Raw genomic sequence first — 15,087 nt, 5'->3', positions numbered from 1 at the left:
GAGCCGAGGGAAGGAGGCCTTCACACGCAAAACCAGCGCGACCTCAGAGTTCAGCAGGCGCATCCCGCACGGAGGACTCCGGCAATTCCCCGGTGAGCGCGAAATCCACCCGCCGCGCCACCGACACCACCTGGTCCGCGAACCGCTCGTAGAACCGCGCCAGCAGCGCCACCGAGATAGCGGGCGCGACGCCGTCTGCCCAGTCCGGATCGGTCACCAGGGTCATCAGCTCCTCGTACAGCGCGTCGACCCGCTCGTCGGAGCGGGCCAGCGAGTGGAACACCTCCGCCGTCGAGCCTTCGATCGCGGCGCCGAGGTCTTCCGCCATCGAGCCGACGAGTCCGGCCATGTCGCGGAACTGGCCGGTGAGCGCGTCGGGGACGGCGAATTCCGGTGCTCGCAAGGCTTGGTCGGCGATGTGCTGGGCGAGGTCGCCCATTCGCTCCAGCCGGTCGGCGCAGTACACCGCCGCGAGCACGGTCCGCAGGTCGCCTGCCACCGGCGCCTGCAGGGCGAGCAGCTTCTGCGCGGACTCCTCGCATCGGGTCCGTGCCGCGTTCAGTCTCGCCTCGACCGTCGCCAGTTCGGCGGCGGCTTCGACGTCCCGGTCGAGAAAGACCCGGTTCGCCAGGTGCAGTTCTTCGCAGGCCATGCCGCACATACTCGACAGAAGCTCGCCGAGAACGCTCAGCTGACCGTGGAATCGTTCCCTCATGTGAGCACTTTCGCAGGTTCGAGGACGTACGTCGCGTACGCCGCGCGGATCACCGGTTGGGCGACGTTGCGGACCGGGACCCCGCCGGGGCTGACGCCTTGTTCGCTGCCGTAGTGCGCGTGCCCGTGCACGGCGAGGGCCACCTGGGCGTCGTCGATCGGCTCGCACAACAGGTACGACCCCAGGAACGGGTGGATCTCCGGCGGTTCGCCGTGCAGGGTGCCGGGAATCGGCGAGTAGTGGGTCAGCGCGACGGTCACGTCGGGTTGCTCGTGTTCGAGCCCTTCCAGCGCGGTGCGCAACCGTTTGGCCGCCGCCATGGTGTGCTCGACGAAATCCTTCATCTCGCGTTCGCCGAACCGGCTCGCGCATTTGCCCGCGAACCCGCCGCCGAAGCCCTTGACCCCGGCGACGCCGAGCTTCCCGCCCTCCAGGTCCACAGTGGTCGCCGAACCCTCGAGGACGGTCATCCCGCTTTCCTCCAGCAGCCCGCTGACCGCTTCGGCCTCGTCCGAGTGATAGTCGTGGTTACCCAGCACCGAAATCACCGGGACGGGGAGCCCGGCGAACTCGTCGGCCACCACCCTGGCCTCGTCGACGCTGCCGTGCCGGGTGAGGTCGCCCGCGAGCAACAGCACGTCGGCGTGTTCGGCGATGTTGTCCAGTGCCGGCCGCAGCAGGCCTCGGTTGTCCTCCCCGAGGTGGACGTCCCCGACCGCGGCGACCCGGATCACCGGATCTCCTCGGCGTGCGACGGCTCCCGGACGTCGGCCAGCCGGACGTCGTTGTGCACCAGCTCGGCCGCGATGTGTTCGCAGACGACCGCCTCGATGTCGGCCTTGCGGTTGGCGCACGGAACCTCGCCGCTGAGCCGGACCTGGTCTCCGCGCACGGTGACGTGCACGCCGAGTTCGGCGGTCCTCGGGTCTTCCGCCAGCGCCTTGGTCAGCCTGGCGACCAGGTACTGGGGCGCTTCCTCGGGCATCGGAAGCTCCTTTCCGTCGATGATGGACAGGGCCGCGAGCAGGGTCAGGAACGACCACGCGTACGGCGATTCGGCGGTCTCTTCGGCCACCCGGTGCCAATCGACCTGCTCGCGGAGGTCGCGCGCGATCCGCAGCAGCGGCGCGAAATCGCACCGGTGCGGGCTGAGCACGAGGATCTTGTCGACGAGCAGATCGGTCCCGTTGAGCACGGGGGCGGCGGTCGCCCCGACCCGCATCAGCGAGGCGCGGTCGAGCATCTCGTCGGTGACCGGCCGATGGTTGGGCCGGAAGATCAGGTCGACGAGGCAATCGCCGTCGTAGACCTTGGTGAGCCAGTCCTCCGGCGGGTGCTCCCGTCTCAGCCCCGCCGCTTCCAGGGCCTCCGCCGCCACCTCGATGTCCTCCTCCTTGAGGAAGAGATCGACGTCGTGATCGGACGGCGGCCCGCCGCGCGCGTAGACGGCGAGGCCGCCCGCGACGGCGAACCGCACGGCGGTCTGGTCCAAAGTGGACACCACCCTGGTCAGCGTGTGCAGGAGTTCCTTCTCGTTCACGGTCGCTCCCCTACCCCGGTGGCCAGTTCGTGTGCCCTGCCGACGTCCGGTTTCAGCGGTTCGGTCGGGAATCCTTCGCCTTCCCGCAGTCCCTTGAGGAAGGCTTCGATCGCGTCCTCCGACGAGTATCGCGGCGTCCAGCCCAGCTCTTCCCTGGCGCGCGTGCAGTCCATCACCGGCAGATGCAGGACGGCGTCGAAAAGCCCTGGCGTCGCCGGGATCAGGTGCAAAGACCAGGCCGCGGCCAGCGCTCGCCGGACGAACGGCGCCGGGACCTTCACCGGTTTGGCGCCGAAGATCCGCGCCAGCGCGCGGGTGTCCAGCACCGGATCGGCGGCGATGTTGAAGGCTCCCTTGACGTCCTGAAGCGCACAGCGGCGATAGGCGTCGGCCACGTCCTCGGTGTGCGCGGTCTGGATCCGCAGTTGCGGGATGTCGGGGAGCACCGGGATCAGCGACGGGCGCACGAGCTTGCCCGGTACGAACGGCCCGCCGAACAGCCGCCGCTGCTCGGGCGCGGCGGCCTTCTGGAAGAGGAATCCGGGCCGTACCCGGACCACCCGCAGCCTCGGATGACTCCGGTCGAACGCTTCGAGAACCCTTTCCACATAAGCCTTTTCACGCGTGTACGCCGCCTTCGGCGACCCGTGCGTCGGCCACTCCTCGGTCACCGGATGGTCGTCGTCCCTCGGCGAATACGCCCCGATCGACGACGCGTACACCAGCGACGGCACCCGCATCGCCTGCGCGGTTTCGAACACCCGGATCGAACCCAGCACGTTGGAACGCCAGGTGACCTCGGGCCGATGTGTCGGCTGGAAGAGCCAGGCCAGGTGGATCACCACGTCGGCGCCGTCGAACACGGCGCGGAGGTCGTCGCGGGCGACGTCCGCGGTGACGAACTCGGTCTTCGGGCTCTCCCATCGGCTCGGCCGCCTCGCCACGCCGACGATCGAGCCGACTTCGGGGTCCGCGCCCAGCGCGCGGACCACCGCCGTGCCGACGTTGCCGGTGGCGCCGGTGACCACGATCCGCTTACCGCTCATGGGTACGGTTACCCACCGTCGTCTCGCCTTAATCGGCGTGGAGCCGCTGGACGAGACGCCGGGCGGGCAGCGCCATCGCCCCCAGCCCGATCGAGGTGGTGACCTCGTCCGTGGGCGTCACGAGCAGGTGGTCGATCTCGCCGAGCAGGTCGCGACATCGATCGAGTTCGGCCGGATCACCCGAACGGGCCACCTCGGCGAGGGCTTCGAGCAGGTCGCCGACCACTCCGCGCGCGTGTTCGCCGGGATGCCGGAACGGCTGCTCGCTGTGGGCGGCCTCGCTCACGGCGTCGATCAGCTGGGCGAGCGGATGCCACAGGGAGACGAGGTTCGCCAATGGTTCTTCGCGGGTCTCACTCCGTCCACGGAGGTTCAGATACCGGCCCTCTCGGGTCCAGCCGATCGCGTCCTCCGCCTCCGCGACCAGGCTGCGGACGTCCTCCATCCGGTCGTCCAGGCCGTCGGCCGCCTCGCCGCCGCGAACCAGGTCCGCGGTCCTGTCGAGGACGTCGGCGATCGCCGACGCCAGCCGGGAGGTCGCCGCCCGCAGGCGTTCGCCGTGCAGCGGCGGCAGGATCACCGCGTTGAGCACGGCGCCGATCCCCGCCCCCAGCGCGGTTTCCAGCAACCGGTCGGCGAGCAGAATGGGTTCGGTCGCGTTGCCGTAGGAGATCAGCAGCATGCCGGTGATCCCGACCCATACCCCCGAATCGCCGAATCCCCGCCACGAGCCGATCAGCAGGCCGACGAAGATGACCAGCCCGAGCGCCACCGTCACCGAAGGAATGACCTGACCGGCGCCCGCGGCGAGCAGCACCCCCACGCTGACGGCGCCGACCTGCTGCGCCCAGCCACGCAGCGACCGGTAGACGGTGGCCTGCACCAGGAACACCGCCGCGTACGGCGCCAGGAAGGGTTGCGGCAACCGCAGGACGGCGGTCGCGACGATCCACGCGATCACGGCCGCGGCGGTGGCCTTCGCGATCTGGACGAGACTCCGGCGTTCTTCCCCCGGCACCCGGAACGCCCGCGCGGCCCAGGCGAACAGCGTCTTCGCGCCCATCACGGACCCGGCGGGCCGAGGTGGACGACCTTGGTCTGCGTCATCTCGTCGAGCAGTTCCGGCCCGTAGCCGTAGCCGCTGCCGCTGGCACCTCGCGGATGGGCGGCCCCGCCGGGCGCGCCGCCGAAGACGTTGTTGATCTTCACGGTGCCGACGGGGAGTTCGCGCCAGGCGCGCTGTGCGTGGGCCATCGACGAGGTGAGCACGGTGGCCGCGAGACCGTACTCTCCGGCGACCGCCTGTTCGAGTGCCTGGTCGAAATCCGCCGCCACGGTCACCGGTGCGACCGGGCCGAAGGTCTCTTCGGTCAGGACCCGCATCCCCGGGGTGCATCCGGCGAGGACGGTCGCCGGGTAGTGGGCACCGGGACCGTCGGGCACGAATCCTCCGGCGAGCGGGTCGGCGCCCTGCGCGATCGCCTCCGCGACCTGGGCGTGCACCCCTTCACGGTGACGCCGGTCGACGAGCGGGGCCAATTTCCGGTGACCCGCCTCGGCGACCAGCGCGGTGAGGAAGGCGTCCGCGACGTCCTGGTGCACATGGATCCGTTCGACCGAGACGCAGATCTGCCCGGAGTTGGCGAAGGCCCCGATCGCCGCCTGCTCCGCCGCCCAGACCGGGTCCACGCCGGCGTCGACGACGAGCGGGTCGTTCCCGCCGTTCTCCAGCAAGACCTTGGCGCCGGTCCGCGCCGCGCTGACCGCGATCGAGCGGCCCGCGGCCGTGCCGCCGACATGGGCGACGACGTCGACGTCCGGATGAGCCGCGAGTTCGGCGCCGACGCTTCCGTCGCCCTGGAGGGTCTGGAGCACATCGTCGGGAAAGGCCTCCACCAGCACGTTGCCCAGCCAGGCGCCGGTGTGCGGGCAGCGTTCGCTCGGCTTGTGCACCACCGTGTTCCCCGTGACCAGGGCCGCGCCCAGCAGCCCGCAAGCCACCGCGACCGGGTCGTTCCACGGCGTCAGCGCGACGACCACGCCCCGGGCTTCCGGCACCATCAGGTCGGTGGCCGACGGATCGCCCAACAGGGACCGGCCGCGGTGCACAGGCCCCAGTTCGGCGTACTGCTCCAAGGTCCCGGCTCCGGCCAGGACACCCTCTTCGGCCTCGTCGCGGGGTTTGCCCGTCTCGCTCTCGATGAGGACGGCGAGTTCGCCCGCTCGCGCCCGGAGCGACTTCGCCGCGTCCTTCAGCGCTATCCCGCGTTCGGCCGCCGGTGTGGCGGCCCAGTCCGGGGCCCGCCGCCTCGCCGCGGCGATCGCCGTGTGGACGCCTTCGGTCGTCGCCGCTTTGACGCTGCCGACGAGGCTGCCGTCGGCGGGATCGCGGATCTCCAGTACGGCAGGCCGTTCCACCGTCGTCATTCGCACCTCCTCGAAGTTTCCTGCGCGCCGGTTACCCGGTGTCGTTTTGCCGAAACGGTGCCGGGGTAGCCGCGAGGGAACCGACCACCGCGAAGGGGCGAGACCTGTGGCACAGCATCGAGAGGACGCGAAGAACGAGCAGCTGGACGGAAGCCGGGTGGATCCGGAAAAGTCCGTGCTGACGACCCAGCAGGGCGTCCGGGTCGACCACACGGACGACTCGTTGACCGCGGGCAGCCGGGGGCCGACGCTGCTCGAAGACTTCCACGCCCGCGAGAAGATCACCCATTTCGACCACGAGCGCATCCCCGAACGGGTCGTGCACGCGCGTGGCGCGGGCGCCTACGGCTTCTTCGAGGCCTATGACGACGCGCTGGCCGACTACACGGTCGCCGAATTCCTCACCAGTGGCGAGAAGATCCCCGTGTTCGTGCGGTTCTCCACCGTCGCCGGCTCCCGCGGTTCGGCCGACACCGTGCGCGACGTCCGCGGTTTCGCGACGAAGTTCTACACCCGCCAAGGCAACTACGACCTCGTGGGCAACAACATGCCGGTGTTCTTCATCCAGGACGGCATCAAGTTCCCCGATTTCGTGCACGCGGTGAAACCCGAGCCGCACAACGAGATCCCGCAGGCCCAGTCGGCGCACGACACCTTCTGGGACTTCGTCTCGCTCCAGCCGGAGAGCCTGCACATGGTGCTCTGGCTGATGTCCGATCGCGCGCTGCCGCGCAGCTACCGGATGATGCAGGGGTTCGGCGTGCACACGTTCCGGCTCGTCAACGCCGAGGGCAAGGGCACCTTCGTGAAGTTCCACTGGAAGCCCGTCCTCGGCACGCATTCGCTGGTGTGGGACGAATGCCAGAAGATCGCGGGCAAGGATCCCGACTTCAACCGGCGCGACCTGTGGGACGCCATCGAGTCCGGCCAGTACCCGGAATGGGAACTGGGCGTGCAACTGGTGGACGAGGACTCCGAGCACGACTTCGACTTCGATCTGCTGGACGCCACGAAGATCATCCCCGAGGAGCAGGTGCCGGTGCGCCCGGTCGGGCGGATGGTCCTGGACCGCAACCCCGAGGACTTCTTCGCCGAGACCGAGCAGATCGCCTTCCACACCGCGAACATCGTCCCGGGTATCGACTTCACGAACGATCCGCTGCTGCAGGCCCGGAACTTCTCGTACCTCGACACGCAGCTGATCCGGCTCGGCGGCCCCAACTTCTCGCAGCTCCCGGTGAACCGGCCGATCGCGCCGGTGCACACCAACCAGCGTGACGGGTACGGCCAGCAGAACGTCCACAAGGGACGGACGAGCTATTACCCGAACTCGCGCGGCGGCGGCTGCCCGGCGATCGCCGACTCCGGCGTCTTCCGGCACTACACCGAAGCCGTCGCGGGCCACAAGATCCGGGACCGCAGCGAGAGTTTCAAGGACTTCTACAGCCAGGCGACGCTGTTCTGGAACAGCATGTCGCCGATCGAACGCGAGCATATCGTCGCGGCGTTCCGGTTCGAACTCGGCAAGGTCGAGGACCGGGAGGTCCGGGCGCGGACGGTCGCCGAGCTCAACAACGTCGACCACGATCTGGCCGCCGAAGTCGCCGAGGGGATCGGGGTGAGCGTGCCCGCCGCTCCCGCCACCCCGCACCACGACCGCACCTCTCCCGCGCTTTCCCAGCTGAACCAGCCTTCCGGTACCGCGAGCAGCCGGAAGGTCGCGGTGCTCGCCGCCGACGGGGTGGACACGATCGGCGTCGGCCGCCTGGTCGAGGCGCTGACGGCGGAGGGCGCGATCGCCGAGGTACTGGCTCCCACCGAGGCCGAACTCCGGCCGGGCGGGGAAGGGGATCCGCTGCGGCCGGACAAGCAACTCAACACCATGGCTTCGGTGCTTTACGACGCCGTCGTCGTCCCGTGCGGCCCGAGCGCGATCAACGTCCTCGAACGCGACGGCTACGCGGTGCATTTCGTCGCCGAGGCCTACAAACACGGCAAGCCGGTGGCCGCCTTCGGCTCGGGTCTGGACCTGCTGCGCCGGGCCGGGGTGACCTCGAAACTGGCCGACGACACCGAAACCCTGATCGACCAGGGCGTGGTGACCACCACGGCGGCCGAGACGACCCTCCCCGACGGCTTCTTCGCCTCCTTCACCGCGCAACTCGGCGAACATCGCTCGTGGCTGCGGAAGATCGACGCGATCCCCGCGTGAGTTTGCCGCCGTGGCTCCCGGGTACCGGAAGAGGGTGACCGACCTCGACTACACGATCGTGATCCCGACGACCGGCCGGGACAATCTCCGCACGCTCCTGGCCGGGATCGAAGCCGCCGGAGAGCCACGGCCGGCGCGGATCGTCGTCGCCGACGACCGGCCCGGCGGCGGCGACCTGCGGCTTCCCCCGTCCACCGTGGACGTCGAAGTCGTCCGCTCCGGCGGGCGCGGTCCGGCCGCGGCGCGCAACGCCGGCTGGCGGCACGCGAAGTCCGAGTGGATCGCCTTCCTCGACGACGACGTGCTGATCGGCTCGGACTGGCCGCGGAAACTCGCCGAGGATCTCCTCTCCCTCGGCCCGGAGACGGCGGCGTCGCAGGCCCGCCTCGTCGTGCCGCTGCCGCCGGACCGCCGCCCGACCGACGACGAACGCGGGACGGCCGGGCTGGAGACGGCCCGGTGGATCACCGCCGACATGGCCTACCGCCGGTCGGTGCTCGCCGAGGTCGGCGGCTTCGACGAACGTTTCCCCCGTGCCTACCGGGAAGACTCGGATCTGGCGTTGAGGGTCGCCAAGGCAGGCCATCTCATCGCGCGCGGCGAACGCGTCACCGTCCATCCGCCCAAACGATCGGGTCCCCTGGCCAGCCTGCGTGCCCAGCGGGGCAACGCCGACGACGCGCTCATGCGGCACGAACACGGTGTCCTCTGGCGGCAGCAGACCGGGGCCGGACACGGACGGCTCGAACGGCACGCGGTGGCCACCGTGAGCGCGGCCGGCGCCGTGGCGTTGTTCGCGCTGGGACGCCGCAAGGCCGCCGCCGCCGCGGCCGGACTGTGGGCGGGACTGACCGCCGAGTTCGCGGCACGCCGGATCGCGCCGGGACCGCTCACCCCCGGCGAGGTGGGACGCATGCTCCTGACCAGCGTGCTCATCCCGCCCGCGGCCTGCTATCACCGGCTGCGCGGGGAGCTGAAACACCGGCTGTCGCGGCGGCCGCAGGCCCTGCTGTTCGACCGCGACGACACCCTCATCGTCGACGTGCCCTACCTCGACGATCCCGACGGTGTCCGTCCCGTACCCGGCGCCGGAGAACTCCTGCACGGTGTGCGTGCGGCGGGGATCAGGATCGGTGTGGTCAGCAATCAGTCCGGGGTGGCCAAAGGCCTGATCACGCCGGACCGGCTGGCCGCGGTGAACGCCCGCGTCGAAGAGATGCTCGGCCCGTTCGGCACCTGGCAGGTCTGCGTACACGACGACGGTGACGGCTGCGCCTGCCGGAAACCCGCGCCCGGACTGGTGCGGCAGGCCGCGGAGGCACTGGGCGTGGACGTCCGGCGCTGCGTGGTCATCGGCGACACCGGAGCCGACGTCGACGCCGCCCTCGCGGCCGGGGCGCGCGGAATCCTCATCCCGACCGCGCGGACCCGGCCGGAGGAGATCGATCGCGCCCGCCGCCGGGCGACCGTCGCGCGCGATCTCGCCGAAGCCGTCCACCTGGCCGTCGCGGGTTCCCGATGAACGTCCTGGTCGCGAGGATGGACAACCTCGGCGACGTCCTGCTGGCCGGTCCCTGTGTCCGCGCGGTCGCGGCGGGTGCCGAACGGGTGGTCCTGCTGGCCGGTCCCCGTGGTCGCGCGGCGGGCGAACTGCTGCCCGGCGTGGACGAGGTCGTCACCTGGTGCGCGCCGTGGATCGATCCCGAGCCGCCGCCGGTCACCCGGGAAGACACCGAAGCGCTGGTCCGGCGTCTGCGCGAATACTCCTTCGACGCGGCGCTCGTGCTGACGTCGTTCCATCAGTCCCCGCTCCCGCTGGCCCTGCTGCTGAGGATGGCGGGCGTGCCGTGGATCGGCGCGATCAGCGAGGACTACCCCGGATCGCTGCTGGATCTGCGGCACCGGGTGCCCGGTGATCCGCCGGAACCGGTGCGGATGCTTTCCCTGGCCGAAGCGGCGGGCTTCTCGTTGCCGCCCGGCGACGACGGCGGGCTCGCGATCCAGGGGCCGCTGCCGCCGGTGGAACGGCTGGTCGGCGACGAGGACTACGTGGTCGTCCATCCCGCCGCGTCGGTGCCGGCGAGGCAACCGTCCGCCGACCGCTCGGCCGCGATCGTGCGGGCACTGCAGACCGCCGGACGGCGTGTCGTCGTGACCGGCTCGCCGTCCGAAAGCGCGCTGACCAGGCAGGTCGCCGGGGACGCGCTCGATCTGGGCGGCCGTACGACTTTGTCCGAACTGGCGGCCGTACTGGCCGCGGCCGACGTGGTGGTGGCGCCCAACACCGGCCCCGCCCACCTCGCGGCCGCCGTCGGCACCCCGGTGGTCTCGTTGTTCGCCCCTGTCGTGCCGTCGTCGCGGTGGGCGCCGTACGGGGTGCCGTCCGAAGTGCTCGGCGACCAGCACGCGGCGTGCCGGGACAGCCGGGCCCAGGTCTGCCCCGTGCCCGGCCACCCGTGCCTGGACCGCGTCGCGCCCGAAGCCGTCGCCGACGCCGTGGCGCGCCTCAGCCGGGCGTGGTCTCGCCGCCCAGCGCGGCGATGACCTCACCGCTGTAATACGACGAAAGCCGGTTGGACGCCAGGAAGACGTACGACGGCGCGAGGTCGTCCGGATGAGCGGCGCGCTCGAACGGCACCTGGAGGCCGAACTTCTCCACCTTCTCCGGCGGGAACGTCGACGGGATCAGCGGTGTCCACACCGGACCGGGCGCGACACAGTTGATCCGGACACCGCGATCGGCCAGCGCCTGCGCCATCGCGTACGTCCAGGCGTGCACGGCGCCCTTGGTCGCCGAATAGTCGATCAGGGACTTGTTGCCCCGCAAGCCGTTCACCGAGCCGGTGTTGATGATGACCGAGCCCTCGCCCAGATGGGGCAAGGCGGCGTTCGTCACCCGGAAGAAGCTGTGGATGTTCACGTCGAAGGTATGCGTCCACTGCTCGTCGGTGAGCTCCTCCGGGGAGTCGACCGGCCACTGCGTGGCGACGTTGTTGACCAGGATGTCCAGGCCGCCGAGCTCCTTCACGGTCCGGTCGACGATCTCGCGGCACTGCGCCGCTTCGGCGAGATCACCCGGTAGGAGGAGGCACTCGCGCCCTTCGGCGCGGACGCGTTCCTCTGTGTACTTCGCGTCCTCGTGCTCGTTGAGGTACGCGATCGCCACGTCGGCGCCTTCTTTCGCGAAGGCGATCGCGACCGCGCGGCCGATCCCGGAATCGCCGCCGGTGATCAAGGCACGCTTGCCGGCCAGCAGCTCGCGGCCCTCGTAGTCCTCCATGGAGTCACGAGGCGGCGGATCCATCTTCGACGTCACGCCCGGCGGTTCCTGCTGCTGCGGCGGCCGGAGTTTCTCTGCCATCGGGTTCCCTCCCGTCGGGTGCTTACGGGGAGGGTTACCCGGATGGCCGCTCGGCTGAACATGGCCCTTGCGGTGGCCGGAGGCGTCGCGTGGGGTGTCGCGAAAGCCACTTTCGGGACGTCTGATGTCCCGAAAATCGCTTTCGCGACATGCTTCCCGGCAGACCTCGTCCGCAGGTGTTGCGAAAGTGGCTTTCACAACGTTCAAGGTTGCGAAAGTGGCTTTCGCAACCACCTACGGCAGGCTGGGTCGAGCGTTGTCGATGAAGGATTTGGGACGTTCACTGTCCCAAATCCTTCATCAACGAATCCAAGCGTGGACGGGCCACGACGTTCAACGCCCCGAAGCAAACAAGCCCCTCAAAGAGGCCTTCACGGACTTGCGCGACGCCACACAAGCCCCACGAGCACCAGCAGTCACAACGGCCGCGCGTGAAGGCCCCCTTCCCTCGGCTCAGCCGAGAAAAGGGGGCCTTCACGTACCACGAGCCCAAGCCTCAGTGCACCCGCCGATCCCCGGCAATCCCCCGGTACCGGATCGTCCACAAGCTCCGCCGGATGTAAGTACGCTGCAGCCACCGATCCCGCCCGTTGTGCCGCGCGAAGAACTGCGACCGCGCGTGCAGGCCCTTCCGGTTGTTGATCAGCAGGGCCGTCCCCGGCTCGAGCTTGACCTGGTGCGCGACCTCGCGACAGACCCGCTGCAGCTCCTCCAGCGCCTGCTCCGCCTCGACGGTCTCCCCCACCACCCCGTTGGCCGACACCGCCACTTCGGGCGATTCCGCCGGCCCGGAGATCACCGGCACGAGGTCGGAGAGCACGTCGGCTCCCTTGGCCACGTCACGCACGTAGCTGCCGGGCGCGTTGAGCCGGAACAGCGGACGGCGCAGGACGTCGAGCACTTCCGGCGCCAGCGCGGCCGAGATGTCCCTGCCATCGGCGTAGTAGGTGACGGCTTCCTTGTTGCCGTCCTGGCGGACGCAGTTCAGCACCAGGAAGTCCGGGTTGGACACGTCGTAGCGACCGACCTCGTCGTGCACGATGTCGTTGTGGAAGTTCAGGAACACGTGCGAGCTCTGGTTCGTCTGGCTGCGCGCCCCCGCCGACACCGGGACGACGTCGTGCACGAGCCGCCCGCTCTTCTCGGTGGTGAACCCGACGGGCTCGCCGAGCAACTGGCTCAGTCCCAAAAGGACGGTCTCGGCGACGAACGTCTTCTTGTCCTTGCTGGGTTCCCCGTCGATGGGCGTCTCCGGCAGTTCCGGGTCCACCGGCAGGTTGCGCACGAGCGCGACGCCGGGGGTGTCGACGTGCCTGCCGAAGTCCAGGATCGTCTGGAGCTGGTCGATCGGCAGCTTCGAGAACGTGACACGGAGCATCGCCAGCGAACGGTCGATGTCGTCGACGGGGTTCGGGAAGGACCGCAGGTCGCTCCCGATCGTGTCCCGGACCTCGTCGTCGAGGACGACCTCGGCGAAGGTGCTGACTAGGGTTTCCTTGCTGGTCATGGTGTCCTATCCACTTTCCGCCGCCGCTGGACCGGCGGTCTCGTCTTGAACTTGGAGATGAGGGTGAGCGCGGGGGCGGTCGCGATCGTCGACACCAGCGTCATGATCACGAGCATCGCGAACACCGCCGGGCTGATCACCTTCAGCTGGAGGCCGACGTTGAGCACCACCAGTTCCGTCAGCCCCCGGCAGTTCATCAGCGCTCCGAGGGAGAGCGATTCGCGCCAGCCGACACCGGTCAGCCGCGCCGCCGTCGTGCTGCCCGCCCATTTGCCGAACACCGCCACCGCCGTGATGAGCACGGTCCAGAGCCACAGCGAGCCGGAGCCGAGCAGGCTGAACTCGGTGTGCAGCCCCGTGTAGGCGAAGAAGAGCGGCAGCAGCAACGTCAGGGTCACGCTGCCGAGCTTCCCGGCGGCGCGGGCGACGACCGGATCCTTCCTCGGCGCGATCACCCCGAACAGGAAGGCGCCGAAGATCGCGTGGATGCCGATCTCGTTGGTGGCCAGCGCCGACAGCATGATCCCGCCGAGCAGGATCGCGAGCACCGCGGACTCCGGCACTCGCGCGAGCACCCTGGCGAGCAGCGGCTTGACGACGTAGACCATCGCCACGACGAACACCAGGGTGAGCCCGACGGTCAGGAAGACCTCCGACGGCGTCCCGCCCTGGCTGACGGCGACCACCACGGCCAGCAGGCACCAGGCGGCGACGTCGTCGACGGCGGCACAGGTGAGCGCGAGCGCACCCAGCGGCGTCTTCGCGATGCCGCGGTCGGTCAGGATCCTCGCCAGCACGGGGAACGCCGTCACGCTCATGGAGACCGCGATGAACAGGCCGAAGGCGAGGAAGCCGACGTCACCGCCGAAGGCCGGGTACATGCCGAGCGCGAGCACGATGCCGCAGACCATCGGCAGCGCGATGCTGACCTGGCTGACGGTCACCGCGGTGAACCCGCGCCGCCGTACCGCGTCGAGGTCGATCTCGGAGCCGACCAGGTACATGAAGAAGATCAAACCCAGCTGCGACAGGATGTTGATCGCCGAGACCACGCCGCCGGGGAACAGCCAGCCGAACGCGGCGGGCCAGACGATCCCGAACAGCGACGGTCCCAGGAGGATGCCGGCGACGATCTCGCCGATCACCGCGGGCTGGCCGAGCCGCCGGGCCAGGACACCCGCCAGATGGCAGGCGCCCAGGATCACCGGGAGCGCGACCAGCAGGCGCGCGTAGGTGTCGGGCCCGCCGCCCGCGGCCTTGGCCCCGGTGCTCGCGACGGGCGCGTAGGCCGATCCCAGGCCGAGCACCACGACGACGACCGCCGCCGGAACCGCGATCAACGCGGCCCCGACGAAGATCCGGCGCAGCGCGGTACGCCCGCTCCGCTCCTGTACAGCCGATTCCATCTATTCTCCTCGAGCGGCACGCAGTTCCAGCGTGCAGCATTTGACACTGCCGCCCGCCTTGAGCAATTCGGACAGGTCGGCGCCGATCGGTTCGAAGCCGTGTTCCCGCAGTTGCGCGGTCAGCTCGGTGGCCGCCTGCGGAAGCACGACGTGCTTGCCGTCGGAGACCGCGTTGAGCCCGAACACGGCCGCGTCGGCTTCGGACGCCAGGATCGCGTCGGGGTACAGCTCTTTCAGGAGCAGACGGCTTTCTTCGGAGAACGCCCCCGGGTAGTACATGACCGTGTCGTCATCGAGGACGGCGAGCGCGGTGTCGAGGTGGTAGTAGCGCGGGTCGATCAGCGTCAGCTTGGTCACCGGACGGCCGAAGAACTCACGGGATTCGTTGTGCGCCTCCGGGTTCGTGCGGAACCCGGTCCCGGCGAGGATCGTCTTCCCGGCGACGAGGTAGTCGCCCTCCCCTTCGTTGACCCACTGCGCCTGCCGCACGTAGCGGTATCCGTTGTCGCGGAACCACTTGAGATACGCGTCGGACTCCCCTGCCCGCTGCACGTGGTGGAACCGCGCGACGAGCACCTGCCCGTCGACCACGGTGGCACCGTTGGCCGCGAACACCATGTCGGGCAGACCGGGCAGCGGATCGAGCAGCTCGACCCGATGCCCCAGGTCGGCGTACAGGTCACGCAGCCACTCCCACTGCGCGATGGCCAGCTCGGTATCCGTCGGTTTCTTCGGGTCCATCCAGGGGTTGATCGAGTACTCGACGTCGAAGTACGTCGGTCTGACCATCAGGTAGTGCCGTTGGGTGGCAGTCCGTGACACGCTTCCTCCACGCGGTTTTGGGCGTCTTTCGCCACCGGCCCCTGGGTGAGG

General features: G+C 69.8%; 13 protein-coding genes. 3 read left to right on the top strand and 10 right to left on the bottom strand.

The window, feature by feature from the left end; all coding sequences use genetic code 11:
* Nucleotides 1-43 precede the first annotated feature (43 nt).
* The 6 genes from AB8M46_RS25120 to AB8M46_RS25095 are packed head-to-tail and all read right to left on the bottom strand — an operon-like array spanning nucleotide 44 to nucleotide 5,728.
* Nucleotides 44-715: a PhoU domain-containing protein gene (locus AB8M46_RS25120; RefSeq protein WP_037344335.1), complete on the bottom strand. Its 672-nt coding sequence runs from the start codon at nucleotides 713-715 to the stop codon at nucleotides 44-46.
* Complete coding sequence (locus AB8M46_RS25115) at nucleotides 712-1,449, bottom strand: metallophosphoesterase (protein ID WP_394361804.1); 738 nt, start codon at nucleotides 1,447-1,449, stop codon at nucleotides 712-714. Before AB8M46_RS25115 ends, AB8M46_RS25120 begins: the two co-directional genes overlap by 4 nt.
* Entirely contained in the window at nucleotides 1,446-2,255 is an 810-nt protein-coding gene (locus tag AB8M46_RS25110) for a nucleotidyltransferase (RefSeq protein ID WP_378429079.1), read from the bottom strand. Before AB8M46_RS25110 ends, AB8M46_RS25115 begins: the two co-directional genes overlap by 4 nt.
* On the bottom strand, nucleotides 2,252-3,301 hold the full coding sequence (locus AB8M46_RS25105; RefSeq protein WP_378429078.1) for an NAD-dependent epimerase/dehydratase family protein: 1,050 nt from the start codon (nucleotides 3,299-3,301) through the stop codon (nucleotides 2,252-2,254). Before AB8M46_RS25105 ends, AB8M46_RS25110 begins: the two co-directional genes overlap by 4 nt.
* 28 nt (nucleotides 3,302-3,329) lie before the next feature.
* Nucleotides 3,330-4,364, bottom strand: coding sequence for an FUSC family protein (locus AB8M46_RS25100; RefSeq protein ID WP_394361803.1), 1,035 nt, complete (start codon nucleotides 4,362-4,364; stop codon nucleotides 3,330-3,332).
* On the bottom strand, nucleotides 4,364-5,728 hold the full coding sequence (locus AB8M46_RS25095) for an aldehyde dehydrogenase family protein (protein WP_394361802.1): 1,365 nt from the start codon (nucleotides 5,726-5,728) through the stop codon (nucleotides 4,364-4,366). The genes AB8M46_RS25100 and AB8M46_RS25095 overlap by 1 nt, the downstream gene beginning before the upstream one ends.
* 106 nt (nucleotides 5,729-5,834) lie before the next feature.
* On the opposite strand from AB8M46_RS25095, the gene AB8M46_RS25090 reads away from it, so the two are divergent.
* From AB8M46_RS25090 to AB8M46_RS25080, 3 genes are read left to right on the top strand one after another with little or no spacing between them, the layout of a single operon-like run.
* On the top strand, nucleotides 5,835-7,940 hold the full coding sequence (locus AB8M46_RS25090) for a catalase (RefSeq protein ID WP_394361801.1): 2,106 nt from the start codon (nucleotides 5,835-5,837) through the stop codon (nucleotides 7,938-7,940).
* Between the two features lie 34 nt (nucleotides 7,941-7,974).
* Nucleotides 7,975-9,462, top strand: coding sequence for an HAD-IIIA family hydrolase (locus tag AB8M46_RS25085; RefSeq protein WP_378429074.1), 1,488 nt, complete (start codon nucleotides 7,975-7,977; stop codon nucleotides 9,460-9,462).
* The gene (locus tag AB8M46_RS25080) at nucleotides 9,459-10,484 is read left to right on the top strand and encodes a glycosyltransferase family 9 protein (RefSeq protein ID WP_394361800.1); all 1,026 of its coding nucleotides are present in this window, start codon (nucleotides 9,459-9,461) and stop codon (nucleotides 10,482-10,484) included. Before AB8M46_RS25085 ends, AB8M46_RS25080 begins: the two co-directional genes overlap by 4 nt.
* Here the strand turns inward: AB8M46_RS25080 and AB8M46_RS25075 are convergent.
* The 4 genes from AB8M46_RS25075 to ddaH form a co-directional block, all read right to left on the bottom strand.
* Entirely contained in the window at nucleotides 10,447-11,301 is an 855-nt protein-coding gene (locus AB8M46_RS25075) for an SDR family oxidoreductase (protein WP_037344327.1), read from the bottom strand. The genes AB8M46_RS25080 and AB8M46_RS25075 overlap by 38 nt on opposite strands.
* A gap of 496 nt (nucleotides 11,302-11,797) precedes the next feature.
* The gene (locus AB8M46_RS25070; RefSeq protein ID WP_350598603.1) at nucleotides 11,798-12,808 is read right to left on the bottom strand and encodes a TauD/TfdA family dioxygenase; all 1,011 of its coding nucleotides are present in this window, start codon (nucleotides 12,806-12,808) and stop codon (nucleotides 11,798-11,800) included.
* A complete protein-coding gene (locus AB8M46_RS25065; protein WP_394361799.1) occupies nucleotides 12,805-14,214 on the bottom strand; it encodes a cation:proton antiporter in 1,410 nt (469 codons plus the stop codon). Before AB8M46_RS25065 ends, AB8M46_RS25070 begins: the two co-directional genes overlap by 4 nt.
* Complete coding sequence (ddaH, locus tag AB8M46_RS25060) at nucleotides 14,215-15,036, bottom strand: dimethylargininase (protein WP_037344325.1); 822 nt, start codon at nucleotides 15,034-15,036, stop codon at nucleotides 14,215-14,217. It lies immediately after the preceding gene.
* Nucleotides 15,037-15,087 lie beyond the last annotated feature (51 nt).

The sequence above is a fragment of the Amycolatopsis sp. SB7-3 genome (genome assembly GCF_041021335.1).
GTDB classification, from domain to species: Bacteria; Actinomycetota; Actinomycetes; order Mycobacteriales; family Pseudonocardiaceae; genus Amycolatopsis; species Amycolatopsis japonica.
The sequence above is the reverse complement of the archived record's forward strand: the minus strand, read 5'-3'. Positions and strand labels throughout refer to the sequence as shown.

Bases quoted from the DNA above. Each gene is read 5' to 3' on its own strand.
- AB8M46_RS25075 (WP_037344327.1), bottom strand. From the start codon at position 11,301: ATGGCAGAGAAACTCCGGCCGCCGCAGCAGCAGGAACCGCCGGGCGTG.
- AB8M46_RS25120 (WP_037344335.1), bottom strand. From the start codon at position 715: ATGAGGGAACGATTCCACGGTCAGCTGAGCGTTCTCGGCGAGCTTCTG.
- AB8M46_RS25105 (WP_378429078.1), bottom strand. From the start codon at position 3,301: ATGAGCGGTAAGCGGATCGTGGTCACCGGCGCCACCGGCAACGTCGGC.
- AB8M46_RS25095 (WP_394361802.1), bottom strand. From the start codon at position 5,728: ATGACGACGGTGGAACGGCCTGCCGTACTGGAGATCCGCGATCCCGCC.
- AB8M46_RS25080 (WP_394361800.1), top strand. From the start codon at position 9,459: ATGAACGTCCTGGTCGCGAGGATGGACAACCTCGGCGACGTCCTGCTG.
- AB8M46_RS25100 (WP_394361803.1), bottom strand. From the start codon at position 4,364: ATGGGCGCGAAGACGCTGTTCGCCTGGGCCGCGCGGGCGTTCCGGGTG.
- AB8M46_RS25065 (WP_394361799.1), bottom strand. From the start codon at position 14,214: ATGGAATCGGCTGTACAGGAGCGGAGCGGGCGTACCGCGCTGCGCCGG.
- AB8M46_RS25070 (WP_350598603.1), bottom strand. From the start codon at position 12,808: ATGACCAGCAAGGAAACCCTAGTCAGCACCTTCGCCGAGGTCGTCCTC.